21 protein-coding genes, 2 tRNA genes and 1 riboswitch are annotated in these 23,640 nt (G+C 66.6%); of the genes, 3 read left to right on the top strand and 20 right to left on the bottom strand.

What is annotated here, in order from left to right:
* Window positions 1–30: 30 nt before the first annotated feature.
* Complete coding sequence (locus tag ABIE00_RS09400; RefSeq protein WP_354259409.1) at window positions 31–996, bottom strand: methylenetetrahydrofolate reductase; 966 nt, start codon at window positions 994–996, stop codon at window positions 31–33.
* Between the two features lie 680 nt (window positions 997–1,676).
* On the opposite strand from ABIE00_RS09400, the gene ABIE00_RS09395 reads away from it, so the two are divergent.
* Together ABIE00_RS09395 and ABIE00_RS09390 are read left to right on the top strand one after the other, a co-directional pair.
* Window positions 1,677–2,759, top strand: a complete 1,083-nt coding sequence (locus tag ABIE00_RS09395) for a hypothetical protein (RefSeq protein ID WP_354259406.1) — start codon at window positions 1,677–1,679, stop codon at window positions 2,757–2,759.
* A gap of 91 nt (window positions 2,760–2,850) precedes the next feature.
* A complete protein-coding gene (locus tag ABIE00_RS09390; RefSeq protein ID WP_003800990.1) occupies window positions 2,851–3,048 on the top strand; it encodes a hypothetical protein in 198 nt (65 codons plus the stop codon).
* Between the two features lie 33 nt (window positions 3,049–3,081).
* On the opposite strand, the gene ABIE00_RS09385 is transcribed toward ABIE00_RS09390, so the two are convergent.
* From ABIE00_RS09385 to ABIE00_RS09300, 18 genes are all read right to left on the bottom strand, one after another.
* Window positions 3,082–4,335, bottom strand: a complete 1,254-nt coding sequence (locus ABIE00_RS09385; protein WP_354259403.1) for an ROK family protein — start codon at window positions 4,333–4,335, stop codon at window positions 3,082–3,084.
* A 121-nt stretch (window positions 4,336–4,456) separates the two neighbouring features.
* Complete coding sequence (locus ABIE00_RS09380) at window positions 4,457–5,605, bottom strand: class I SAM-dependent methyltransferase (protein WP_354259400.1); 1,149 nt, start codon at window positions 5,603–5,605, stop codon at window positions 4,457–4,459.
* Window positions 5,606–5,662: 57 nt separating this feature from the next.
* On the bottom strand, window positions 5,663–6,820 hold the full coding sequence (locus ABIE00_RS09375) for an NAD(P)-binding domain-containing protein (RefSeq protein WP_354259397.1): 1,158 nt from the start codon (window positions 6,818–6,820) through the stop codon (window positions 5,663–5,665).
* A gap of 161 nt (window positions 6,821–6,981) precedes the next feature.
* Window positions 6,982–7,578: a hypothetical protein gene (locus ABIE00_RS09370; protein ID WP_354259394.1), complete on the bottom strand. Its 597-nt coding sequence runs from the start codon at window positions 7,576–7,578 to the stop codon at window positions 6,982–6,984.
* 208 nt (window positions 7,579–7,786) lie between these two features.
* On the bottom strand, window positions 7,787–8,311 hold the full coding sequence (locus ABIE00_RS09365) for a hypothetical protein (protein ID WP_354259391.1): 525 nt from the start codon (window positions 8,309–8,311) through the stop codon (window positions 7,787–7,789).
* A gap of 142 nt (window positions 8,312–8,453) precedes the next feature.
* Window positions 8,454–8,526 (bottom strand) — tRNA-Ala (locus ABIE00_RS09360).
* Window positions 8,527–8,715: 189 nt separating this feature from the next.
* Window positions 8,716–8,788 (bottom strand) — tRNA-Ala (locus ABIE00_RS09355).
* Window positions 8,789–8,888: 100 nt separating this feature from the next.
* Window positions 8,889–9,290, bottom strand: a complete 402-nt coding sequence (rsfS, locus tag ABIE00_RS09350) for a ribosome silencing factor (RefSeq protein WP_314195531.1) — start codon at window positions 9,288–9,290, stop codon at window positions 8,889–8,891.
* A 47-nt stretch (window positions 9,291–9,337) separates the two neighbouring features.
* Entirely contained in the window at window positions 9,338–10,639 is a 1,302-nt protein-coding gene (locus tag ABIE00_RS09345) for a hypothetical protein (protein ID WP_354259388.1), read from the bottom strand.
* A 7-nt stretch (window positions 10,640–10,646) separates the two neighbouring features.
* Window positions 10,647–11,303, bottom strand: coding sequence for a nicotinate-nucleotide adenylyltransferase (gene nadD, locus ABIE00_RS09340; RefSeq protein WP_502914278.1), 657 nt, complete (start codon window positions 11,301–11,303; stop codon window positions 10,647–10,649).
* A gap of 13 nt (window positions 11,304–11,316) precedes the next feature.
* Entirely contained in the window at window positions 11,317–11,541 is a 225-nt protein-coding gene (locus ABIE00_RS09335) for a hypothetical protein (protein ID WP_331573004.1), read from the bottom strand.
* A gap of 78 nt (window positions 11,542–11,619) precedes the next feature.
* Window positions 11,620–12,969: a glutamate-5-semialdehyde dehydrogenase gene (locus tag ABIE00_RS09330; protein ID WP_354259385.1), complete on the bottom strand. Its 1,350-nt coding sequence runs from the start codon at window positions 12,967–12,969 to the stop codon at window positions 11,620–11,622.
* Window positions 12,970–12,995: 26 nt separating this feature from the next.
* The gene (gene proB / locus ABIE00_RS09325; protein ID WP_331573116.1) at window positions 12,996–14,093 is read right to left on the bottom strand and encodes a glutamate 5-kinase; all 1,098 of its coding nucleotides are present in this window, start codon (window positions 14,091–14,093) and stop codon (window positions 12,996–12,998) included.
* A 64-nt stretch (window positions 14,094–14,157) separates the two neighbouring features.
* Window positions 14,158–15,747, bottom strand: a complete 1,590-nt coding sequence (gene obgE, locus ABIE00_RS09320) for a GTPase ObgE (RefSeq protein WP_354259382.1) — start codon at window positions 15,745–15,747, stop codon at window positions 14,158–14,160.
* 118 nt (window positions 15,748–15,865) lie between these two features.
* Window positions 15,866–16,129: a 50S ribosomal protein L27 gene (gene rpmA / locus ABIE00_RS09315; RefSeq protein WP_003803426.1), complete on the bottom strand. Its 264-nt coding sequence runs from the start codon at window positions 16,127–16,129 to the stop codon at window positions 15,866–15,868.
* A 59-nt stretch (window positions 16,130–16,188) separates the two neighbouring features.
* Window positions 16,189–16,497 carry a 50S ribosomal protein L21 gene (gene rplU, locus ABIE00_RS09310; protein WP_003803420.1) on the bottom strand — a complete coding sequence of 103 codons (309 nt, stop codon included), beginning with the start codon at window positions 16,495–16,497 and terminating at the stop codon, window positions 16,189–16,191.
* A gap of 328 nt (window positions 16,498–16,825) precedes the next feature.
* Window positions 16,826–18,409, bottom strand: coding sequence for a bifunctional hydroxymethylpyrimidine kinase/phosphomethylpyrimidine kinase (locus ABIE00_RS09305; RefSeq protein ID WP_354259379.1), 1,584 nt, complete (start codon window positions 18,407–18,409; stop codon window positions 16,826–16,828).
* A riboswitch (TPP riboswitch) is annotated at window positions 18,392–18,488 on the bottom strand. (Overlaps the previous gene by 18 nt.)
* Before the next feature lie 163 nt (window positions 18,489–18,651).
* Window positions 18,652–21,987 carry an Rne/Rng family ribonuclease gene (locus ABIE00_RS09300; protein WP_354259376.1) on the bottom strand — a complete coding sequence of 1,112 codons (3,336 nt, stop codon included), beginning with the start codon at window positions 21,985–21,987 and terminating at the stop codon, window positions 18,652–18,654.
* A 457-nt stretch (window positions 21,988–22,444) separates the two neighbouring features.
* On the opposite strand from ABIE00_RS09300, the gene ABIE00_RS09295 reads away from it, so the two are divergent.
* Window positions 22,445–23,128, top strand: coding sequence for a vitamin K epoxide reductase family protein (locus tag ABIE00_RS09295; RefSeq protein WP_354259373.1), 684 nt, complete (start codon window positions 22,445–22,447; stop codon window positions 23,126–23,128).
* Between the two features lie 87 nt (window positions 23,129–23,215).
* On the opposite strand, the gene ndk is transcribed toward ABIE00_RS09295, so the two are convergent.
* A complete protein-coding gene (gene ndk, locus ABIE00_RS09290) occupies window positions 23,216–23,635 on the bottom strand; it encodes a nucleoside-diphosphate kinase (RefSeq protein WP_003803412.1) in 420 nt (139 codons plus the stop codon).
* Window positions 23,636–23,640 lie beyond the last annotated feature (5 nt).

Raw genomic sequence — 23,640 nt, 5'->3', positions numbered from 1 at the left:
AAGCTGCGAATGTCTCGGGGAGGAATGCGGTCAGCTGGCGAGCTGGCGACGGGCGAGCGCGTTCAGGCGGCTGCTGGAGCGGGCCGGCCGGGCAAGCTGCAGCTTGTCCAGCACCTCCAGCGCGCTCTGGTGCTCGTTGAAGGTGTAGATGTGGAGCCCGGGCGCTCCGGCGTCCAGGGCCGCGTTGGCCAGGTCCACCGTTGCGCTGACGCCGATCCGGAGCCGTTCAGCGTCCGTATCGGCCGCCGCCATGCGCTCGATGAGCTCCGGCGCGGGTTCGACGCCGGTCAGCTCGCCGAGGCGCTTGAGCCGGCGCAGGCTGGTGAGCGGCATGACGCCGGGGATGATCGGGATGGTGACGCCGGCCCGGCGCGCCCTGGTGAGAAGGTCGGCGTACTGGTCCGTGTGGAAGAACACCTGGGTGATCGCGAAGTCGGCACCGGAGCGCTGCTTGGCGAGCAGCACCTCGACGTCGTGGGCCTCGCTTGGCGATTCCGGATGCCGCGTCGGGTAGGCCGCCACGCCAACGGCAACCTTTCCGGCGCACAGCAGCGCGGAACGCCGCTGCTCGACCCTGCGGATGAGCTCAATCAGGTCCTGGGCGTAGCGCAGCGAACCGCTGACCGGCGCACCACTGTCCTTCGGCAGGTCGCCGCGGAGGGCGAGGATGCCGCGGACGCCGGCGTCGAGCAGTTCGCCGATGATCTCGGCGAGCTCCGTCGGCGTGTTGCCGACGCACGTCAGGTGGGCCAGCGGGCGGAGGGTCGTCTCCAGCACCAGGCGGTTGATGAGTTCGACGGCGGTGTTACGGTTGGAGCCGCTGGCACCGTAGGTGACCGACACGTAGTCGGGATCGGTGGCTTCCAGTTCCCGGATGGTGGTCCACAGGGTTTCGGCTGCAGCAGGCGAACGAGGCGGGAAGAGCTCATAGGAGAGCGCCACCGGTGCGGTCTCGGAGAGATTTGGGTGCGTATCAATAAGGCTTGGTGGTGACATTTGCGTCCTTGGCTATGGGCCATTGAAGGCGGCGCTGCCTTGGCGAAAACCCCGGCAGCATGCGGTCAATGAATTGAGTTTGGGGAACACGGAACGGACTTCGGCAGGGCGCAGCCGCGACTGTTACGCCCGAAAAGAAGTCCACCGTGAGCAAATGTCAGGCCCACATGGGGGCACCCACACCCTCCTTGGCGGCCGGCAGGCGGCTCGCCGCAGCGGAGGATCGCTGACACGTTACCTCGGTAACTTGTATAGAACTCTAGAAGCCGTCCCGGGACGCCTTCAAGTTGACGCCGAATTAAGACGCAGCTTTACGCCAAGTTGGACTGGCCGTTCAGAATTATCTTCGCCGAAAGGGACTCTGGGGTCCATGGGCTGCCGAAACCGGTCCGGCGAGGCCCTTTCCAAACGGCAGAAGTTAGTCCATTCTTTTGTCACGTCGCATCGGATTCGGCAAGGTCTCAGGTTGAGGAGGCTGGATGCTTCTTCTGGTTCTTCCTCGGTGAATCGTCCCGAGAGAACATGATCCGCGCCCGTCTCCTGGCCTGCGTCGCACCGTCCCGAGATTCGCCCGCCGGCAGGGCGCGGTTTGCCAGCATTCTGCCGCAGCCCGGGCACGGCACTGACGGCGCGGTGGAGTTGCTGGAAGCCAGAGATCCCCACGGCGAAAGGCCATCGAGATGTTCCAGCTTCACATACCACCGCTTTACAAATCAGTGTCCGCCCCGGGCTCCGCCCTTGTGCTCCTCCTGGCGCTGGCCACCGTTACGTCCTGCGCTCCCCAGCAAAATTCCGCCCCTCAGGCCACCACCGGTTCTGCCGCACCGACAGCGACGTCGGCCGCGGCTTCGCCAACCGGCTCTGCGGCTTCGGGATCCGCCACCCCCGGTTCAACCGGGACAGCCGGCGCAGACGAGCTCTGCGGTCCCGGCTCCGCGATCAACTTTGACATCTCCCAGTTCCAGTCAACCCCCAACGTGGACAACAAGTGGTTTCCCCTCAAGCCCGGCATGCAGTACACCACTACGGGCGACGTCAAGAGTGCCGAGGGAGACATCAAACGCACGGTGGTGCATTCGATAACGGGACTGACCAAAGTCATCGACGGCGTGAAGACCCAGGTCATGTGGGACCGGGACTACGCGGGCGACGAGCTCGTGGAATCCGAACTGGCGTTCTTCGCCCAGACCAACAGCGGCACCGTCTGGCTGTTCGGCGAGTACCCGGAGGAATATGAGAACGGGAAGTTTACCGGCGCTCCCTCCACCTTCATCCACAGCCTGGATGAGGCCCAGGCCGGCATCGCCATGCAGGCGGACCCCCAGATCAACACGCCCAGCTACGTCCAGGCGCATGCGGCGAGCGTCGACTTCCTGGACTGCGGGCAGGTCTTCAAGCAGAACGACCATGTGTGCGTCGCCACCGGCTGCTATGACGATGTGCTGGTGATTGACGAACGCAACCCGCTGGAACCCGCGGTGGGCCACCAGCGGAAGTACTACTCGGCCGGGACGGGTCTGGTGAAGGTTACCGCAGTGGGCGGCACGGACCAGGAGACGCTGGAGCTCGCCAAGGTCGAACAGCTCACCGATGCGAAACTGAAGGAAATCAACCAGGAGGCCCTCAAGCTGGACAAGCATGCCTACCAGGTCAGCAAGAACGTCTATGCCAAGACGGAGCAGGCTCAGGTTGCCACTGATACGTCCGCACCTGTCAGCAGCCCGCCGACGGCCGACCGCCCAACTGTTCAGCCCGGCTACTAGTACGCCGAAGCGTCCGATACGGGAAAGGGTACCCGGCAAGAGGTTGCCGGGTACCCTCCCCTGTGGCCATGATCCGGTCTATTCTGATGCCATGATCCAGCTACCAGCCAGCTACGAGGAATATCTCGTTGGCAAGGACCCGAGCTTCGTTGACATGGTCCGTCCGGTCCTTCTCCAGTCGGCAGCGGACCAGCTGCATGGCGTCCGCGTGCTGTTTGTTCCCCGGGGACACCAGGCACACCTGGACGACACGATTCCCTACGGGACGATCGTCGAAGACATCGACTGAGGCCTGCCTCCAGCAAGTTAGGATTCAGCAGGCCTAGCCTTCGAGGAGCAGCCGCTGGGCCCGGGGGGCAAGGGTGTGCTCAAGGACCAGGCAGGCAGCGCCCACGGCTCCCACGTCCTCCCCCACGCCCGTGCCAACCACTTCGACGGGGTGGATGTTGCCGGCATCACTGCTTTGCTGGATCAGTCCCGGGATCTTCTCCAGGTAGCGTCCGGACAGCAGCGGCCAGAAGGGGCCGCCGAACACCACCCGGTCCACGTCCAGGGTGTTGGCCACCGCTGACGCCGCCCGGGCCACGAGTTCAGCTGATTTGTCGATGATGGCAGCCGCCTGGCTGTTGCCGGCGTCGGCGGCCTCGCAGAGTATGGCGAACCGTTCCTGCACGGCGGAGCCGCTGGTGGCGGTGCCGGGCTCATCCAGGATGCCGGCGGCTTGGGCCTGCGCAACGAGGACCTGGGGAATACACGTGGACTTAACGCAGCCGCGCAGCCCGCAGTCGCAGGGGGCTCCGTCCGGGTCAACGATGATGTGGCCGATCTCGCCGGCGTTGCCCGAGGTGCCGCGGACAACCTCGTCATTGAGGACGATGCCGCAGCCGATGCCGGTGCCCATGTACATGAAGACGAAGCTTCCCGCGCCGCTGGCCCCGCCGGCCCAGGTTTCTGCCACCGCGGCGCTGGTGACGTCCTTGTCCATGAGCACGGACAGGCCTGTGGCCTCGGCCAGGGCATCCCGGAGCGGCACGCTGTCCCAGCCGTCAAGGAGCGGGGGCTCCACCACTGTTCCGTTGTCATGGTCGATGGGGCCGGGTGCAGCGACGCCCAGGCCGGCGATCTTGGCACGGTCCACGCCCGAAGCCTCGATCAGCTTGTCGATTTCTGCGGCGATCGCGGTGATGACCGCTTCGGGGCGGGAGCTGTCCGGCGTTTTCACGCTCGAATGCTGGACTACTGCGCCCAACAGGTCCAGGACGACGAACGTGGCCACGGCTGGGTCCAGGTGCACGCCGACCGCGTACATGCCGGCGGGGTTCAGGCGGAGAATGGTCCGCGGCTTGCCGGGCCCTGTGCCCTCCTTGCCCGCCTCGACGATGAGGTTCTGGTCCAGCAGGCGGCGGGAGATATTTGAAATGGTTTGCGGGGACAGGCCCACGATCTGGGCCAGTTCCACGCGGCTGAGCCCTGCGGCGGCTCGGCGGATCGCATCAAGAATGACAGTCAGGTTGAAGTCGCCCATCCGGGGCAGGTTGGTTCCGCGCCTCGGCGAGGGCTGGCGGATCTCGGTCAAGGATTCCCCTATCATCTGCTGTTGGCCACTATCAATGTCTGAATGGTACGTTACGCACCCTGTAACGGGTACGCCCCACGCGCGGGGCGGCACAGGGTGGTTCGACGACGGCCGGCGGGGCTCAGATGGCGGCCCGCCGCACGCTGGCGGCCACTGTGAATTTGGTGTTCCGCCCCCGCACCGTGGTGGGACCAACCAGCCGCTCGAGCGCGGGCAAATAGCGCAGGTGGCTGTTGAACACCGTCCAGAGCTGGCCTCCGGGTGCCAGCACCCGGCCCGCTGCCTCGAACAGCTTCAGGCCGGCCCCGGCATGAACGCTGGAGCCGAGGTGGAAGGGCGGGTTCAGCACGATCAGGTCCACGCTTGCGGCCGGAAGGGTGCTCATGGCATCGTCCTGGACAGCTGTGATGCTGGCGGCCAGGCCGTTGGCCCGGGCAGTCGCTGCCGCCGATGCCACCGCGGCGGCGGACCGGTCCGTGGCGAGGACCTCGGTTCCGGGGTGCCGGCGGGCGTACATTGTCGCCAGGATGCCGGTGCCGCAGCCCAGGTCCACGGCCCTGGCGGCGGCAGGGATCTCCGGCAGGAACGTCAGCAGGAACCGGGTCCCAATGTCGAGGCGGGTGCCGGCGAAAACGGCCCCGTGCGCGCAGATGGCGAGATCGAGCTCGGCATTGTGTTCCGTCACGGGATAGGGCGGTGTTCCTTCCGCCCGCTTGAGGCCGGATGCGATGAGAAGCCGTGATTTTTGCCTGGCCAGCTGCGGTTGGACCGTAGCGAAGTACTTGCCCAGCACGGCATTCATGCCGAGCGACATGTGCTTGACCCGGCCGCCGGCAAGCAAAACAGCACCGTCGGGCGCGTGCCGGGCAACGGCGTCGGAAATCTCTTCAAGTTCAGCGAGCGTCTTGGGAAGCTGCAGCAGCACCAGGTCCGCGCCGGCCAGCAGTTCAGCGCCGAGTGGCAGCTGCGTAAAGCCGGCAGCGACTCCCAGCGCTGCGGCATTGTTGCGCAGCGCCCGCTCCCCCGTGATCAGGTCCTGGTGCACCTTCACCCCGGCCGGCACCGGTCCGGCACCGCCGGCCAGCAGCCCGAGCGTGAGCGCCCCGTAGTTGTCGCCGATGACGGCAACCGTGCTGTCCGGGGTGAGCAGATCCGAAGCGGCGTCCAGAAGGAGGGAGTCAGTGGCGTCCCACGCCTGGAGGTTGGCGGCCTCGACATCCGGGTGCCGTCGAAGCAAGCCCATGACCTGCCCAAGACCGTTTTCTGTCACGTGTTGCCGCCGCCTCTTCTTTCCTGGTTGCCCGGGCGGAAATCCGCCTGTGCAAATCTACCGTGGATCCGCCGCGACCGCGGGGGCGGCCAGGAGTTTGAGGATTTCGGTCACCGCGGCCCTACCGGCACGGTTCGCGCCGATGGTGGACGACGACGGGCCGTAGCCCACCAGGTGCACCCGGGGTTCCGCCGCCACCTGCGTTCCTTCCATGGCAATCCCGCCGCCCGGTCCCCGCAGGTGCAGCGGTGCCAGGTGTTCCAGCTCGGCGCGGAAGCCTGTGGCCCACAGGATCACGTCCGCTGCGAGGAACCCGCCGTCGGCCAACCGGACGCCGCCGGGCTCGATCGCGGTGAACATCGGCCGGCGGTCCAGCACGCCGCGTGCGGCTGCCGCCCGGAGCACCGGAGTCCAGATGAGTCCGGTGGCGGCCACGACGCTTTGCGGCGGCAGGCCCTGCCGTACCCGTTCTTCCACGAGGGCGACGGCGTCGTGCCCGGCCTGCCGGTCGAACCCCTCCCGCCATACGGGCTCGCGGCGCGTGAACCAGCTCGTCGACGTGACCTTGGAGATTTCGTCCAGCAGCCCGACGGCGGATATCCCGCCGCCCACCACGATGACGTGCAGGCCCCGGAACTCCTCGGCGGAGACATAGTCGGCCACGTGCAGCTGGCGGCCGGCGAACGTGAACTGGCCCGGATAAATCGGCCAGAACGGCCTGGTCCACGTGCCCGTGGCGTTGATGAGAGCGCGTGCGGTCCATCCGCCGTCGGACGTGGTGATCCTGAGCCGCCCGGCCGGATCGGCATCTTCGCGTTCCACGGCGAGCACCTTGACCGGCCGCTCGACGGCCAGCCCCACCTGCCGCTCGTAGGCGGCGAAGTAGCGGCTGAGGAATGCCGAGCTCGGCTCCGTTGGATCGACGTCCGGCTGCTGTATTCCGGGAAGGTCGCTGATGCCGTTGACCGTGGCCATGAGCAGGCTCTTCCACCGGTGCCGCCAGGCTCCGCCCGGGCCGTCCTCGGCGTCGAGCACCGCATAGGTCGGCCCTTGATCTACTGCCGTCGCCGCGCCAACGGGCGGCTCTCCGGCGGCGGCCGGTGTGAAGCCGCGGCGGGCCAGGTGGAATGCGGCGGAGAGCCCCGCCTGCCCTGCACCGATGACCACGACGTCGGCGTGCCGGGTTGTTCTGCTGGTTACAGTGTCACCGCTCAACAGTGCCGCTCCCCCGGTTTTGCCTATCCGCTCCACATTGTCATCCTAGGCGCCCGCCGTCCGTGCTACACACGGACGCGGCTGCCGCCCGTCCCGGGCATGGGGAAGGTCCTCCCACACCTGGGTGCAGGAGGACCTCCGGGCTTTCGGTTGATTGTGTATCAGTCGTCGCTGCCGTGGCCGCCGCTGCCTCCGCTGTCGTCGCCGGGTTCAGTGGCCTTGTGGTCTCCGCCCTTGTCGTCGCCGGCCTCGGGCGTTGTCCGCAGCCCACCGTGGTCATCGCCCGGTTCAGCAACCCGGGGTGCCTGGTCTGAGCGGAGACCGCCGTTGTCGTCGCCGGGCTCGGCGGTGGTCCGGAGGCCGCCCTTGTCGTCACCCGGCTCGACGGAGATGGAGCCGCTGCCGACGAAGTTCTGCGCCGGCGCTGCCACGGTTCCGCCGTTGTCGTCGCCGCGCTCGGCGGTGGTCCGCTGGCCTCCGTTGTCGTCGCCTGCTTCCGCTGGTTTGGAGGCCTTCTTTGCCGCTGATGCCTTCTTGTCGTCGGCCTGCGTGTCATCCGTTGACTTTGCTGTGGCCTTGGCGGAACTGACGGCAGGGGCCGGAGTCCTGGTGGCAGAGTCGTCCGTTACGAGGACGCTCCGCGCGTCGTCACTGGTGCCCGAGCCGGTGTTGCTCAGCGTCTGGGTGGTGGCGAAGGCGGCACCTCCGGTGAGGAGGATGCCGGCGATGGATAGTGCGAGGGCTGCTCTTGTCTTCATGGCTCCACAGTAGAAATTCGCCGTCGAGGATAGGTGCAGGGGAAATCCAAGAGTTGTCCAAGATTGCCCTCGCGGTTCTCCTCATCGCGAAGTGCCTCCCGCATGGCGCGGAAAGGCATTGTGGGCGCCGCGGGGCAGGTGGAAGCGGCGTGCCCCGGAAGTGCACGCGCAGGAAAGGCAGGGGCAGAGAGCCGCGATAAGGACCTGGTCAGTCGTCGGCGCCGTGGCCGCCGCTGCCGCCGCTGTCATCGCCTGGCTCCGGAGCCTTCCGCAGGCCGCCCTTGTCATCCCCGGGCTGAACCGGGACCACCACAGCCGGTCCAGGAGCGGGCTGAACGGTCACCGGTCCGCCGGTGGACCCGCCGCCGGGGCCGGATGATGATGGTGCAGCCGCTGAACCGGCCGCAGGCCCGGGCGCGGTGACCGGAGTGGACTTCGCCGGATTAGGTTTGGCTGCGGTTGATGCCGCTGCGCCGCCTTTCGCGGGGCCTGGCTTTGCGGGGCTGGATTTCACCGGAGTGGCCGTCTTCTGCGCGCCGGTCCCGTGTGGCGTAGCCTTCGGCGCTGCGGTAGTGGCAGGAGCCGGCACGGGACCGTTCGGCAGGAGGACCACGTTGGCATTTCCGGTGCCCGTCGGCGAAACGCTGAGCACCTGCGTATTGACGGCAAGGGCCGCCGAGCCCGCCGCGAGTATCCCCGCAATGGACAACACCAGGGCAGCTCCCGTTTTCATGGCTCCACTTTAGAGGCAAAGCGGGAAAGACAGGCCCAACGAATATCCAAGATTCATCAAAGATTCGGGGGCACCAGCAGCATGGGCTTAACGGAAAAAGCCGCCGGTTCGTGGTCTAAACCATGAACCGGCGGCTACGTCGTGGAGCTGAGGGGACTCGAACCCCTGACCCCCTGCATGCCATGCAGGTGCGCTACCAGCTGCGCCACAGCCCCAAGCTGTTCCCTCCGGAAACCTTGCGTTTTCCCGAAGCAACCCGACCAGCGTAGTCCAGAAACCGCCAGGATGCGAATCGGCAGCATGTGGCTTCCGTCACGTTCATTGGAGAACCCAAAAGCCGGGTAACGCCGTTTTCGGGCAAACAAAAATCCGCCGGAATCTTTCGATTCCGGCGGATTGTCCGGTGGAGCTGAGGGGACTCGAACCCCTGACCCCCTGCATGCCATGCAGGTGCGCTACCAGCTGCGCCACAGCCCCGTATTCTTGCCGCTTCAGTTTTCGATCTCTCCGAAGCAACTCAAATATCTTAGAACAGCGTTTCCGAAAATTCCAAATCGGGCATATTCGGTCCCGCGGCCTACTCCTGCTCGGCGGTGGCGGCGGCCTTGGCCGAGGCGTCGTCTCCGAGCTGCAGGTCCACTACCGGGCAGTCCTTCCAGAGCCGCTCCAGGGCATAGAAGACACGGTCCTCCTCGTGCTGGACGTGGATGACCACGTCGGCGTAGTCGAGCAGGACCCAGCGGCCGGCCGAACGGCCCTCACGGCGGACCGGGCGGAGGTCCTGCTTGATGAGTTCCTCTTCAATGCCGTCGACGATGGCGTTGACCTGGCGTTCGCTGGGGGCCGAGGCAATGAGGAACACGTCCGCCAGGGCAAGACGTTCGCTGACGTCCAGGGCGACGATGTTTTGGGCGATCTTGTCCGCCGCGGCCCTGGCTGCGTGCCGGGCTGTGGTGACGGACGATTCGGATGCAGTCACGGGACTCCTAGTGGTGATGAAAAGCGTAGATGGGGATACTGGTGAAGTCAGCGTGAAAGGCCGCTGATAATCATGATGACGCCGGCAACGAGTGCGATGGCGCCGAGCGCCAGGACGCCAAGCTGAATCAGCTTCAGCCGGTTCGCCCGGGCGAGTCCGGCGGTGGCGGCGTCGAGGGGTTCCAGCCCGTAGGCGGACTTGGCAGACACCGGCGGCAGCGCCGAAACGTCGTCGCCGGACTCATCGGTCCAGGCATTTTGGCGGGCGCTGGCCGGCGGCGCAGCTGCCGAACGCGCGGCCGCTTCTGCCCGCGCAATGACGCGCGACCGACCGGTGGACGTCCCGGCCGAGCGGGCCGCTTTGGCGGCCCGGTTGCTCCGGGCAGGGACGCGGGGACCGGGATTGGTCACCACGGGAACATGCGACGTGGCCGGCCGCTTCATGACGGGACGGTCCACACCCGGAACCTGTTCAAATTCCAGCGGCGTCACCATGGCGAGGTTGCTGGCGGTAGATGGACCGCTGTGGCCTGTTTGCGGCGCGGTGTTCTGCTCGGCCAGCTTCTGCTTGGCCATGGCGCGCTTGTTGAGCACCGCCGCCCGCTCGGCCAGGGCAATCTGCTGGGCCAGGATTTCCGGATCCACGGCCTCAGGGTCCGTCGCCGCGATGTGCTCCATCTTGGCGATCTGGTTCTTGGCCTGCTCCGCGAGGAGGGCACGCGCCTCAAGTGCCTGCTCCACCGTCATGCCATCGGGAAGCTCGTCCCCCGCCGGTGCCGCTGGCCGCGGACCGGGACCTCCGGCGAGCTGGGCTGCGGGCTTCGGGCCGGTGGCCGGGGCGGGTTTGCCGGACGTACCGGAAGAAGAGCCAGACGCAGAAGCGGGCGATTTCCCGGTGGAGGCACCGCCGTCGGCCGGCGGCACAACAGGCATCGCCGAAGTGACGGCCTGCTCCTTGAGCTGCATTAGCCGCAGCTGGCGGCGTGTGGGCGGGCCACCCCCGGAAAGCTGCTCTTCCTTTTCGGCCAGCTCCTTGATGGTCCGCAGGGCCGCACGGTCACGGGCACGGATCTGTGAGGAACGCTCGGCGGCTGAACCGGCCGGCGGGGAGTCCACGGGGCCCGGCGCTACCCGGCGCACACGTCCGGTGTCCTCCTCGCCGCTGTCGCTGGCGGCCGGACGCTTCGACGCAGGCGGGTTTGACGCGGGACCTTTTGAAACAGGTGGTTTCGAGGCAGGGGCTTGCTCGCCGGCACCCGGAGGGGCGGCGTTCCGGTTCGTGGCCAGGGCTTCATCCCGGGCCTTGCGCAGCTCTCGGCGGCTGCGGATCGGTTGCTGTTCCTGACTCATCTCAAACTCATTCAGTACTGGCTGGATCGTTTGTCTCGGTAGTTTCGGAGCTGCAGTTCCCGGCCGTTGCGGCGTAGAGCCCGTATTTCGCGATGTACTGCACAACGCCGTCCGGCACCAGGTACCAGACAGGGTTATGGGCGGCAACGCGGGCGCGGCAGTCCGTAGACGAGATCGCCATCGCCGGGACCTCGAGCAGGCTGACGTCCTTGCGGCCCATGCCGTCAAGCTCATGGCCTGGCCGGGTAACTCCCACAAAGTGGGCCAGCGACCACAGCTCGTCGATGTCCTTCCACGACAGGATTTGCGCCAGGGCGTCAGCGCCGGTGATGAAGAACAGGTCGGCGTCAGGCCGCTGTGTCCGCAGATCGCGGAGGGTGTCGATGGTGTAGGTGGGACCGGGACGGTCCACATCGACACGGCTGACGGTAAACCGCGGATTCGACGCCGTGGCGATCACCGTCATCAGGTAACGGTGCTCGGGTTCGCTGACCTTCTTGCTGGACTTTTGCCACGGCTGGCCAGTGGGCACGAACACGACCTCGTCGAGTCCGAACTTGTCGGCCACCTCGCTGGCGGCCACAAGGTGGCCGTGATGGATGGGATCGAAGGTCCCGCCCATCACGCCCAGCCGCAGCCGGCGCTGCGTATCCCTGTGGTGCAGTGCGGCGGAAATCTTAGTGGCCCTGGCCGTGGTCGTGCTTGTTGGGGTGCTGGCGGTGCGGGTCAGCGTGCTCGTCAACCGCGCTGTGGCGGTTGCCGAGGTTGGTGTAGGAGAGGGTGACGAACATCAGCACCACGAAGAGGGCGAACATCGAGACGCCGAAGACCCACGGCTCGGCCCACAAGGGCGCCCTTTCTTCGTGTTCGGCAACTGACGCGGCAATCTGCTGGAGCAGCATTTTCTCCCCTAGGAATAAAAGGATGACGACGGCGGAAACTCCCGCCAGTCTGGACTTCTTTACTATGTTACCGCTATGTCAGGAGCGGACTTGGCCCTCGCCCTGGACAATCCACTTGGTGGTTGTCAGCTCGGTCAGGCCCATCGGGCCGCGGGCGTGAAGCTTCTGCGTGGAGATCCCGACCTCGGCCCCCAGGCCCAGCTCCCCGCCGTCGGTAAACCGCGTGGACGCGTTCACGATGACGGCAGCGGAATCGATTTCGGCGATGAAGCGCTCGGCGTTCCGAAGGTCATTCGTCAGGATAGCCTCCGTGTGTCCCGTCGACCACGTCCGGATGTGCTTCACGGCGTCGTCCAGGCTGTCCACCATGGCCACGGCCAAGTCCAGGTCCATGTACTCGGTGGCCCAGTCCTCGTCTGTTGCCGGAAGGGCCTGCACCGAGGCGGGGAGCGCGGCCCGCACACGGTCATCGGCATGCAGCCGGACGCCCGCCTTGCTCAGGGCCGCGGCGACCGCGGGCAGAACCGTGGAGCCGGAGTGCACGAGCAGCGTCTCCACCGTGTTGCAGACACTGGGCCGCTGGGTCTTGGCGTTGAGCAGGATCTCCACGGCCATGTCTTCGCTGGCCGACTCATCGATGAAGATGTGGACATTGCCCTCGCCGGTCTCGATGACCGGCACGGAGGAGTTGTTGACGATGGTCTGGATCAGTTCACGGCCGCCGCGGGGAATCAGCACGTCGACGCGTCCGCGGGCACGCATGAGCACGTTGGCGCCCTCGCGGCCGTACTGGTCCACGGACTGCACGGCATCGGCCGGCAGGCCCACGGACTCCAGGGAGTCGCGCAGCACGCGGATGAGGGCCTCGTTGGTGAAGGCCGCGGCCGAACCGCCGCGGAGGATCACGGCGTTGCCGCTCTTGAGCGCCAGGCCGGCGATGTCCACCGTGACGTTGGGACGCGCCTCGTAAATGGCTGCCACGACGCCCATGGGGACGTTGACCTGGCGCAGGCGCAGGCCGTTGGGCAGGGTTTGTCCGCGCACCACATTGCCCACGGGATCGGGCAGGCCGGCCAGGTTCTCCAGGGCGGCGGCGAGGGCGGCAATGCGGGTGTCGTTGAGGGTCAGCCGGTCCAGGAGCGCGGCGGACGTGCCGTTGGCGCGGCCCGCTTCCACGTCCTTGGCGTTCGCCGCGAGGATCTGCTGCTTGTTCGCGAGCAGGGCGCTGCCGATGGCGCGCAGTCCCTTGTCCTTCCAGGCCCGGTTGGCGCGGCCCATGCTGCGGGCGGCCTGGCGGGAACGGTCGGCGATCGCATAGACGGCCGCCTCGACGTCAGCCGGTGTGGGCTGGCTGTCTGCCGGCAGGGTGGGGACCGTCGTAGCGTCGTTGGATGTCTCAGCTGCTTGGTTCATCAGTGCCTCAGTCATCATTCAAGTCTAGGCGAGTCCGGCGCCTAGACCAGAACCAGGTCGTCAACGTGAACAACTTCACGGTCGAATCCGCGGCCCAGGGCCTCCCCCAGCTCAACGGTGGACCGTCCGAGCATCTGCGGCAGTTCGGCCGCAGAGTAGTTCACCAGGCCGCGGGCCACGACGGTGCCATCAGGCGAGACCATTTCGACGGCGTCGCCGCTTTCGAAGCTGCCCTCAACGGAGGTGATGCCTGCGGGCAGCAGCGAGGTGTGGTTGTCCCGCACGGCCCGGACGGCGCCGGCGTCAAGGAACAGCCGGCCCTGCACGTGGGCCAAATGCGCGAGCCACATCATCCGGACGGACTTGCGTGCCCCGTTGACGGTGAACCAGGTTCCAACGTCATCGCCGGCCAGCGCCGCGGCGGCGTTCCCGGTGGAGGTGACGAGCGCAGGGATGCCCGAATCGGCGGCCATGAGGGCGGCCTCGACCTTGGTCTGCATTCCGCCGGTACCCACGCCGGCTTTGCCGGTCTTGCCGATGGAAACGCCGTCGAGGTCCTCCGGACCGTCCACCTGGGGAATCCGCTTGGCGCCCTGGGCGGGCGGGCCGTCGTACAGGGAGTCGACGTCGGACAGCAGCACCAGCGCATCGGCGCGCACGAGGTGCGCCACGAGGGCCGACAGTCGGTCATTGTCGCCGAAACGGATCTTGTGCGTGGCGACGGTGTCGTTCTCGTTGACGACGGGTACGACGCCGAGGTTCAGCAGCCGGTTGAGGGCGCGGAATGCGTTCTGGTGGTGGCTGCGCCGCATGAGGTCATCTGCGGTGAGGAGCACCTGGCTGACGGTGACACCGTGGGCGGCGAAGGCGTGCGTGTACCGTGCCATCAGCAGGCCCTGCCCCACGCTGGCCGCGGCCTGCTGCGTGGCGAGGTCGCGGGGACGCTTGGCCAGGCCCAGCGGCGCCAGGCCGGCCGAGATGGCACCCGAGGAAACAAGAATGATCTCGGTTCCCGCGTTGCACTTGGCGGCCAGCACATCCGAAAGCTCGGTGAGTGCCTCCTCCGATATTCCGCCCTTGATGCTCGTAAGGGACGACGATCCTACTTTGACCACAATCCGGCGTGCCCTGGCGAGCATGCTGCGGTCGTCGGTTCTGGGTTCCTCGATGACAATTGCGGAAGAATCGGTCACGTGTGCGGGTTCACTCCTCATGTTCGGTGTTCAGTCCGCTCTCCTTGACAGGCTGGGCAGCCCGGCGAGCGCTGACGGACTCGGTCCAGATGCCGGCTTTGCGCTCGGCTTCCAGCTCGGCCCGTGCCGCTGCCTTCGCCTCGCGGCGCTCGATCTGTTCCTCGCGCTTCTGGCTGCGGGTGGGACGGTCGCCGATGTCGGCAAAGCGGACGTCCGTGCCGCGCGGCGAGGCCAGCAGCTCGGCGCCAGCCATCATGGTCGGCTCCCAGTCGAACACCACGCCGTCGTCCTCACCGATCACCACGGTGTCGCCGGGCTTGGCGCCCTGCTTGAACAGCTCGGTTTCGACTCCGAGCTTGGCCAAGCGGTCGGCAAGGTAGCCAATGGCTTCCTCGTTGGTGAAGTCCGTCTGCTTGACCCAGCGCACGGGCTTCTCACCCAGCACGCGGAACAGCGGCTCCAGGTTCTTCTCCTCGCGGCGGATCCGGAAACCGGTCTCGTTGACGGCGCGGGGCCGCAGTACCGGTGCGTGTACCTTCGGCGGCGTGGCTTCCACGCTGTCGCGGGCGGCCTTGACGATCTCTGCCATGGCGAAGCCCAACTGGCGCAGGCCCTCATGGCTCGTGGCTGACACTTCGAAGACACGGTAGCCGCGGGACTCCAGCTCCGGCCGGACAAACTCTGCCATGTCCTTGCCGTCGGGCAGGTCGACCTTGTTAAGTGCCACGAGCCGGGGGCGGTGGTTGAGCGGAACAACTTCGCCGTTCGAGCCGGCATAGCTCATGTCCACCGCATACTTTTCGAGCTCTGCTTCGATAATTGCGAGGTCGGAGAGCGGATCTCGGTCAGATTCCAGCGTACCGCAGTCCAAAACGTGCACCAAAGCTGCGCACCGCTCGACGTGTCGCAGGAAGTTGTGGCCCAGGCCCTTGCCTTCGCTGGCGCCTTCGATAAGACCCGGAACGTCGGCGATGGTAAAGCGGACGTCCCCGGCCTGGACCACGCCAAGGTTCGGGATGAGGGTGGTGAAGGGGTAGTCGGCGATCTTCGGCCGCGCCGCGGACATCGCCGCGATCAGGCTGGACTTGCCGGCGGAGGGGAAGCCCACCAGGGCAATATCGGCGATCGACTTGAGCTCCAGGACAATGTCGCTGGCCTCACCCTCAATGCCGAGCAGCGCAAAGCCAGGCGCCCGGCGCTTCTGGGAGGATAGCGCGGCGTTTCCAAGCCCGCCCTGCCCGCCGGAGGCTGCGACGAATTCGGTGCCTTCGCCCACGAGGTCGGCCAAGACCTTGCCGTCCTTGGTCTTGACGACGGTGCCGTCCGGAACGGGAAGGACCAGGGTTTCGCCGTTCTTGCCGCCGCGCCAGTCACCCATGCCGGGGCCGCCGTTGGTGGCGTGCCGGTGGGGAGCGTGGTGGTAGTCGAGCAGCGTGGTGGTCTGCGAGTCCACGCGCAGGATGACGTCGCCGCCGTCGCCGCCGTTCCCGCCGTCGGGTCCGCCCAGCGGCTTGAACTTCTCACGGTGGACGGAGACACAGCCGTGGCCGCCGGTACCGCCGGATACGTGCAGTACTACCCGGTCTACAAAGCTCGCCACGGTGAATCTCCTCTGTTGCTAAATCCGGCCGTCCTGGACGTCCAAATCGATTGTAATGCGGTTAAAAGAACAGTGGAGCGAGCCATCCTGGCCCGCTCCACCGCTTCAGAACTTGTTGTTACTCTGCAGCTGCAGCAGCAACGATGTTGACGACCCGACGGCCGCGGCGCGTGCCGAATTCGACGGCACCTGCCTGCAGTGCGAACAGGGTGTCGTCGCCGCCACGGCCAACGCCCGCACCGGGGTGGAAGTGGGTGCCACGCTGGCGGACGATGATTTCGCCAGCGGAAACTACCTGGCCGCCGAAGCGCTTGACGCCGAGGTACTGGGCGTTGGAGTCACGACCGTTGCGAGTGGAGCTCGCGCCTTTTTTGTGTGCCATTTGGAATGCCTGCCTTTAATTCTGGAAAAACTGTTGGAAACCTGTTCAGTAACCAGAGGTTACTTGATGCCGGTGATCTTGACCTTGGTCAGTTCCTGACGGTGACCCTGGCGCTTCTTGTAACCGGTCTTGTTCTTGAACTTCTGGATGACGATCTTCGGACCACGGAGGTCCTGGAGGATCTCAGCCGTAACAGTTACCTTGGCCAGGTCCGCAGCTGCGGAGGTGACCTTGTCACCGTCTACCAGGAGCAGCGCGGGCAGCTCAATGGTGCTGCCAGCTCCACCGGCGACGCGGTTCAGGGTAACGAAGTCTCCAACGGAAACCTTCTCTTGGCGGCCGCCTGCGCGGACAATCGCGTACACCACTTGGGAACTCACTTCTCTCGACGTTTATTACTAAATTTGCGTGCGGAACCGGGGTCCGGAAATTGGCCTGGTTCTCGCTGTGCCTCAACGCCGTGGATTGCCCGGGGGGAACCCGTGAGCTATCCCAGGAATAAGTCCGACTGGACGATCCCGGGTCATAACCCAAGTGTTGGCGTAAGCACCGAAGATCTAGAATACGCTAATTCTGTCGTCGGCCGCAAATGAGGCTGGCACCGGCGGGTTGTCCGTGATAGGCGCCACAGGGGCGCTGCTCCGGACATCCAATGCCGTGCGCGACTATCTTACCGGGCGCCGCGGCCGCTTCCGCTCAGCTGTGACGGCTCGGCGCGTCGAAGAATTCCACCTCGTACCGGCAGGAGTGCCGGAAGGCGGTGATCATCGCTTCGCGCTCCGCCGCGGACGCCGCCCTGCCGGCGGTGTCCGCGATTTCGATCGCCCGCAGGGTGGCGGCAGCGAACTCCTCGTCGGCGTACGTCCGCAGCCACTCGGCGTACGGGTGCCCGGCCGGCGCGCCCGCAGCCACATATTCGGCGTGCAGGGTCTCCCCTACCTCGGCGTAGAGCCAGAAGCAAGGCAGGACCGCGGCCACCAGCACCGCGTAGCTGCCTCCGGCCGAGGCCGCCACCAAATGATCGACGTAGGCCTTCGTGACCGGGCCCAGCTCCGACTGAACGGTGCGCGTGCTGAGCCAGTTGCGGTGCAGTTCCGATTCAACTTCCAGGCATTGTTGGGCGGAACGTGCCCAGAACAACTGCTCGGACTCGGTTGGCGCCAGCGCACTGGCCCGGGCCAAAACGCGGGAGTAGCCGTTGAGGTAAATGGCATCCTGCGCGAGGTAGTAAGCGAATTCCTTCTCCACCAGGGTGCCGTCGGCTAACCCGCGGATGAACCCGAGGCCGTAGATGGCTTCCAGGCCGCCAACAGTCTCGGCGCGCAACAGTTCGGCGAACCCGCCCTCGCGTTGGGGCTGGGCTGTCATTCCAGTCCGGGCCAGGTGGTGGAAGTGGTTGATCGGTCCGTTGCCGGCGCCGACTTCCAGCTGGCCGGACGTGCTGAGCGCCCCGGCCAGCCAGGGCTTGACCGCCCGCAGTGACGCTTCCCAGTCCCCCAGTCGCGCCTGGGCCGTGGCCATGGCCGAGGAGAGCGAACACCCGGTGCCATGGCTGTTCCGCGTACTGATCCGCTCGCCCGCAACCTCCACCACCTCCGCCGACAGCAGCCCGGCCGTGTTCACGAGGGCATCCGGGCAGGTGGAGCCGTTCAGGTGGCCGCCCTTGACCAGGACCGTGGCACCGGTCTGGGCCGCAAGCCGCCTGCCCTGCCCAAGGGCGACGGTCCAGTCGGCCGCTTCAGGCTCGCCGAGCAGCATGGCCAGCTCGGGAATGTTGGGGGTGATCAGGTGCGCCAGCGGCAGCAGCTTCCGGAGGGCTGCTTCCGCAGACTCCTGCAGGAGGCGGTCACCGCTGGTGGCCACCATCACCGGATCCAGGACCACAACGCCGGGCCGCACCTCTTCGAGCCAGCTGCGGACTGCGGCAATCACCTGCGCATCGCCCAGCATGCCGATCTTCACGGCGTCCACGTGGATGTCGTCGCTGACGGCGTCGAGTTGCGCTGACAGGAAGGAAGCGGGCGGAACGTGCACGCCCCGCACGCCGGTGGTGTTCTGGGCGGTGAGGGCGGTTATTGCGGCCATCCCGTAGCCGCCGTGGGCCGCGATGCTTTTCAGGTCCGCCTGGATGCCAGCCCCGCCGGACGGATCCGAGCCGGCGATGGCCAGGACCCGGGGAACGTCGCGGGAGGTCGGAACGGCCGGCGACGAGGTTTCCAGGAGGGAACCGGCGGCAGCGGCGGGTGCGGGCAGGAGTGATGCTGATGACAAGGAAGACATCCCTTCGCCGGTGCTAACCGGACAGGTTCAACGGGTTTGGATCTCAGCCGGCCCGTGCGCGGCACCCCGTGTCAGTGCTCCAGCCTAGCGGGTAGAGCGGCGTCGGGCACGGAATTCGACGTTTGCGACAGGCTGGCCGGCGGCAGACAGGGCGGAACCAGAAAGGTCCGGCACCGCAACCGCGGTGCCGGACCTTAACCCGTGGGCTCAGCCCTGAGCCTGTCAGCCCGGGCCTGGTTGTCCTACAGTTCCGAGGCGGGTACCCCGACGCCCAGAATGATCGGTTCGCTGGCTGCCTGCGGAGCCGGCTTGGCCCCCTGCGCATTGCCCGTGTCCGGTGCCTTGGCCTCGTGTGAGTGTCCGGCGGCAGCAGCAGCCGGCGAAACCTCGTGGTGTTCCACCGATGTCTCGTTGGCTGCACCCTGGGCGCGGCTGGCACTGCGGTTACGCCGCGGACGGCGGCTGCGGGACGGCGCAGCGGGGCTCTCCACCGGCTGGCCTGCAGCGGGCTGGCTTTCCGGCTGTCCTGTCGAGGGCTGCGCCGCGGCGGAAACCTCCTCCGGAGCCTCCTCTTCGGCGGGGGCAACCGGAGCACCAAGGTGCGCGAAGGCTTCCTCCAGCCGGTCCAGCGTCAGGGCCGGCGTTTCCTTGGCCGGCTCGTCGCTGTGATCGACAAACGGAAGAATCACCTTTTCACCGCCAAAGGTGAGCACTGCGCCGGGCCGTCCGGAGACGCTCTCCGTCTCCGGAGCGCGGTGCACCACAGGGCTTTCCGGGGCGGCGGCCGCGGGTGCGGCAGGCCGGGTGGCCTCACCCGACGCTGCAGCACTGTGCGCCGCTTCCTCATGCAGGTGGGCGGCATGGGCCGCCGCCGCTATGTTGGCGAGGGCGGCACGGGTCGCTTCAGCCTTGGCGTGGCGTTCCGCTTCCGACGGTTCCGGGTGGTGCGGCGCAGCAGGTGCGGCCGGAGAAATCTCGGAGATGGGCTGTCCGCCCTTGCCCCGGCGTCGCTTCCGCTCTGACCGGGCAGGCGGCTGGACCTCGGCACGGTGCACATGGTGCTCCGCGGCCACGGTGTTGGCGCGGCGGTGCTCCACCGGCTCGTCATGGGTGACGACGCCCCGGCCGGCACATGCTTCGCACTGCTCGCCGAAGACTTCCAGGAGGCCGGTGCCCATGCGCTTGCGCGTCATCTGCACGAGACCCAGGGAGGTAACTTCGGCCACCTGGTGCTTGGTCCGGTCGCGGCCCAGGCATTCCACCAGGCGGCGCAGGACCAGATCGCGGTTGGACTCCAGCACCATGTCGATGAAGTCGATGACGATGATGCCGCCGATGTCGCGCAGGCGCAGCTGGCGGACAACTTCCTCGGCTGCTTCAAGGTTGTTCTTGGTGACAGTCTCTTCGAGGTTGCCGCCGCTGCCGGTGAACTTGCCGGTGTTGACGTCGACCACCGTCATGGCCTCGGTCCGGTCAATGACCAGGGAGCCGCCGGACGGCAGGAAGACTTTGCGGTCCAGCGCCTTGTGGATCTGCTCGTCGATGCGCCAGGCAGAGAAGATGTCCTCGTCCTTGGTCCACTTTTCGAGCCGGCCCACCAGGTCCGGGGCAACGTAGGTGACGTACGCCTCGATGGTGTCCCACGCCTCGTCGCCGGAGACGATCAGCTTGGAGAAGTCCTCGTTGAAGACGTCGCGTACAACCTTGATGGTCAGGTCCGGCTCGCCGTAGAGCAGTTCGGGGGCGAGCACCTTGGTGGACTTCGCCTGGCTCTCAATCCCCTCCCACTGGGCACGGAGGCGGTTGATGTCATGGGTCAGTTCCTCCTCGGAGGCGCCTTCAGCGGCCGTGCGCACAATGACGCCCGCGTCCTCGGGGAGCCGGTCCTTGAGGATGCGCTTCAGGCGGTTGCGTTCGACGTCGGGCAGCTTGCGGGAGATGCCGGTCATGGAGCCGCCCGGGACGTACACGAGGTACCGGCCGGGCAGGGAGATCTGGCTGGTGAGCCGCGCACCCTTGTGCCCCACCGGGTCCTTGGTGACCTGGACCAGGACGGAGTCGCCGGACTTGAGCGCGTTCTCGATCCGGCGCTGCTTGCCCTCGAGGGTGGCCGCGTCCCAGTTGACTTCACCGGCGTACAGCACGGCGTTGCGGCCGCGTCCGATGTCCACGAAGGCAGCTTCCATCGACGGCAGGACGTTCTGGACCTTGCCCAGGTAGACGTTACCGATCAGGGAGTCCTGCTGCGTCTTGGAGACGAAGTGCTCGGCCAGAACGCCGTCCTCCAGGACGCCGATCTGGATTCTGTCGTCGCGCTGGCGGACGATCATCTGCCGGTCCACCGACTCCCGGCGGGCCAGGAACTCGGCCTCCGTGATCACGGTCCGGCGGCGGCCGGTGTCCCGCGATTCGCGGCGGCGCTGCTTCTTGGCCTCCAGGCGGGTGGATCCCTTGACGCTGGTCACGCGGTTGCTCGCCGGTACCTCGCTGATGGCCCGGGGAGCGCGGACGCGGGTGACCGTGTTGGGGGGATCGTCGTCTCCCCCGCCCGTCAGTTCCAGGTCCTGGTCGCCGCGGCGGCGGCGACGGCGACGGCGGGAGGTCACGCCGTCGTCCGGCTGCCCATTTTCCTCTTCGAGGGCCTCCTCGGAAACGTCCGTTTCCTCTTCGCCGTCGGTGATCTCACGGTCGGTCCGGCTGCGGCCGCGGCGGCCGCGGCTGCGCCGCCGGCGCCGGCTGCCCTCATCCTCCAGCTCGTCCTCGCCCTCCTCGGCGGCCGCGTCCTCTTTGGCGGGAGCGGCAGGACGGACCACGGTGTTCAGGTCAGGGGCCTGGAAGATGATCGACGTAACTGATGCCGGCTCCAGGAAAAGAGATCCCAGGGGCGACGGAGCGGCCGGCTCTTCTTCGGCCTCTTCCCCGGCAGCGGCTTCCTGTGCAGCCGCCGGTTCGGCGGCAGGTGCTTCGGATACCGCCGCTGTGGCAGATGAAGCGGCGGCAGGTGCCGCAGCCGCTTCGGTGGGTGCTTCGGTCTCGCCGGCTGACGACGGCCCGGTGGCCGTCACGGCGGCGGGTGCCTCTGCAGATTCCTCGGACTCGGCCGGGCTTTCGGCCGGCTCGGCGGCTTTCACCTTTGTTGTCCGGCGGCGGCGGACGGGCTTGGACTCGGCGACCGGTTCCCCAGTGGCTTGCCCGCCAGCATCCGGAACGGCGGCAGCCTCGGCTGCCGGCTCCGTGGTGGCCACCTGCCCGCCAGCTTCCTGCACGCCGACTTCCGCTCCGGCACCTTCCGCAAAGGCGGGCAGCGGCTCTTCGGCGACCTTCTTCCGGGCGCGGGTCCGGCGGACCGGAGCCTTGGCCGGTGCTTCCGCCGTTTCGGCAGTAGACGCAGGCGCTTCGGTTTCAGATACTGTGCCTTCAGAGGCCAGGGACTCCGGCGTAAGGGACTCGGCGTCCGCTGCTGTGGCCTTGGGCGTAGCCTTGCGCCGGGTCCTGGTGGCTTTCTTGGGCGCCTCGGTGGCGGCTTCGCCGGCGGCAGCCGGTTCAACATTGTCGGCTATAACCTGGTCATTATCCATATGTGGCAACACTCCTGCCCCTGACATGCCGCCACATTCGGCACCCATTGGGGCATATATTGTCAAAACCCGCAGGCATTGACAGAAGTCAATTGGATACCAGCAGGCTCGCACCGGCAGTGGGGTGCGGCAGGCCTGACAGGCCGGCGGGCTTGTTACTGGAACCCGTTGTTTCTGACAACCACAACCAGGTGCCGTCCAATGGAGGGTGGGAGGCTGGATCTTCTTTCCGAAGCCTGCACCACTGCTCATTGGCGGTCTTGGGAACAAGCCACCGGACTGGAGTTCGAATGTGGTTCGCGCTCCAGCCACGTTTATTCTCTCATATTGCCGTTCAAATACGCTGTAATTGTGTGACAAAGCCGGTCAATGCGGCTGTGGGCCGCGGGTACAGGCCGCCTCAAGCTGGCGGCGATACAATCTGGGCAGGAGCACCCCAGACAAAGGACGCCATCCCATGCCACGCACTTCGCCCCCCACGGGCACGGACTACGAAGAGGATCACCAGGACGGTGCCGGGCCTGAATCGGCTTTGGCCGGTGCCGCCGCGCCGGCCATGACACGCGACCGCCCCTTCGGCTGGCTGCTGGTCATCACCGGCATCGTGGGCTGGCTGGCCTCCGGCATCCTGGTGCTGGAAAAACTTGAGGTCCTCAAGGACCCCAACCACGCCACCGTCTGCGATGTAAACCCCTGGATTTCCTGCGGGCAGGTCATGCAGACGTGGCAGAGTTCAGTCTTCGGCTTCCCGAACATGTTCATCGGAATTGTTGCCTTCGCCATCACCACCACTGTGGGAATGGCGCTGCTTGCCGGGGCCCGGTTCGCGCGCTGGTACTGGCTTGGGCTGCAGGCCGGCATCACCCTCGGCTTCATCTTCGTGGTGTGGCTGTGGTCGCAGGCGCTGTATTCCATCCACATCCTGTGCCCGTTCTGCATGGTTGTCTGGGCAGCGATGATTCCGCTTTTCGTCTGGGTCACCGTGCGGAACGTAGTCCACGGCGTGATTCCGGCGCCGGCACGCCTGTCCAGGATCCTGGGCGACTCCGGCTGGATCATCTCGGCACTGCTCTACGTGGCCGTGATCGCCACCATCTTCTTCGCGTTCATCCAGGTGTTCGCCGGCACCTCAGGTTTCTAACACGGCAGGCTTCTAACAGCGCGAACGTACAGTTGTGGCCCCCCGCTCCGAGGAGTGAGGGGCCACAACTGTACGTTCGCGCTTAGCTCAGGCCTGGAACCAGATCTTGATTTCGCGCTCGGCCGAGTCCACCGAGTCCGAGCCGTGGACCAGGTTCTGCTGCACCTTCAGGCCCCAGTCGCGGCCGAAGTCGCCGCGGATGGTCCCGGGGGCCGCCGTCGTGGGATCGGTGGTGCCGGCGAGCGAGCGGAAGCCTTCGATGACACGGTGGCCCTCGAAGATGGCCGCGACGACGGGGCCGCTGAGCATAAACTCCACGAGCGGCTCGTAGAACGGCTTGCCCACGTGCTCCTCGTAGTGCTGCTCGAGCAGTTCCCGGCTGGCGTTGGTCTTCTTGAGTTCGGCCAGGGTGTAGCCCTTGGCTTCGATCCTCTTGAGGATTTCGCCCGTCAGGTTGCGGGTGACGCCGTCCGGCTTGATCAGGACAAGGGTGCGCTCAATGCTCACAGTTG

Source organism: Arthrobacter sp. OAP107, from assembly GCF_040546765.1.
Taxonomy (GTDB): domain Bacteria; phylum Actinomycetota; class Actinomycetes; order Actinomycetales; family Micrococcaceae; genus Arthrobacter.
The sequence above is the reverse complement of the archived record's forward strand: the minus strand, read 5'-3'. Positions and strand labels throughout refer to the sequence as shown.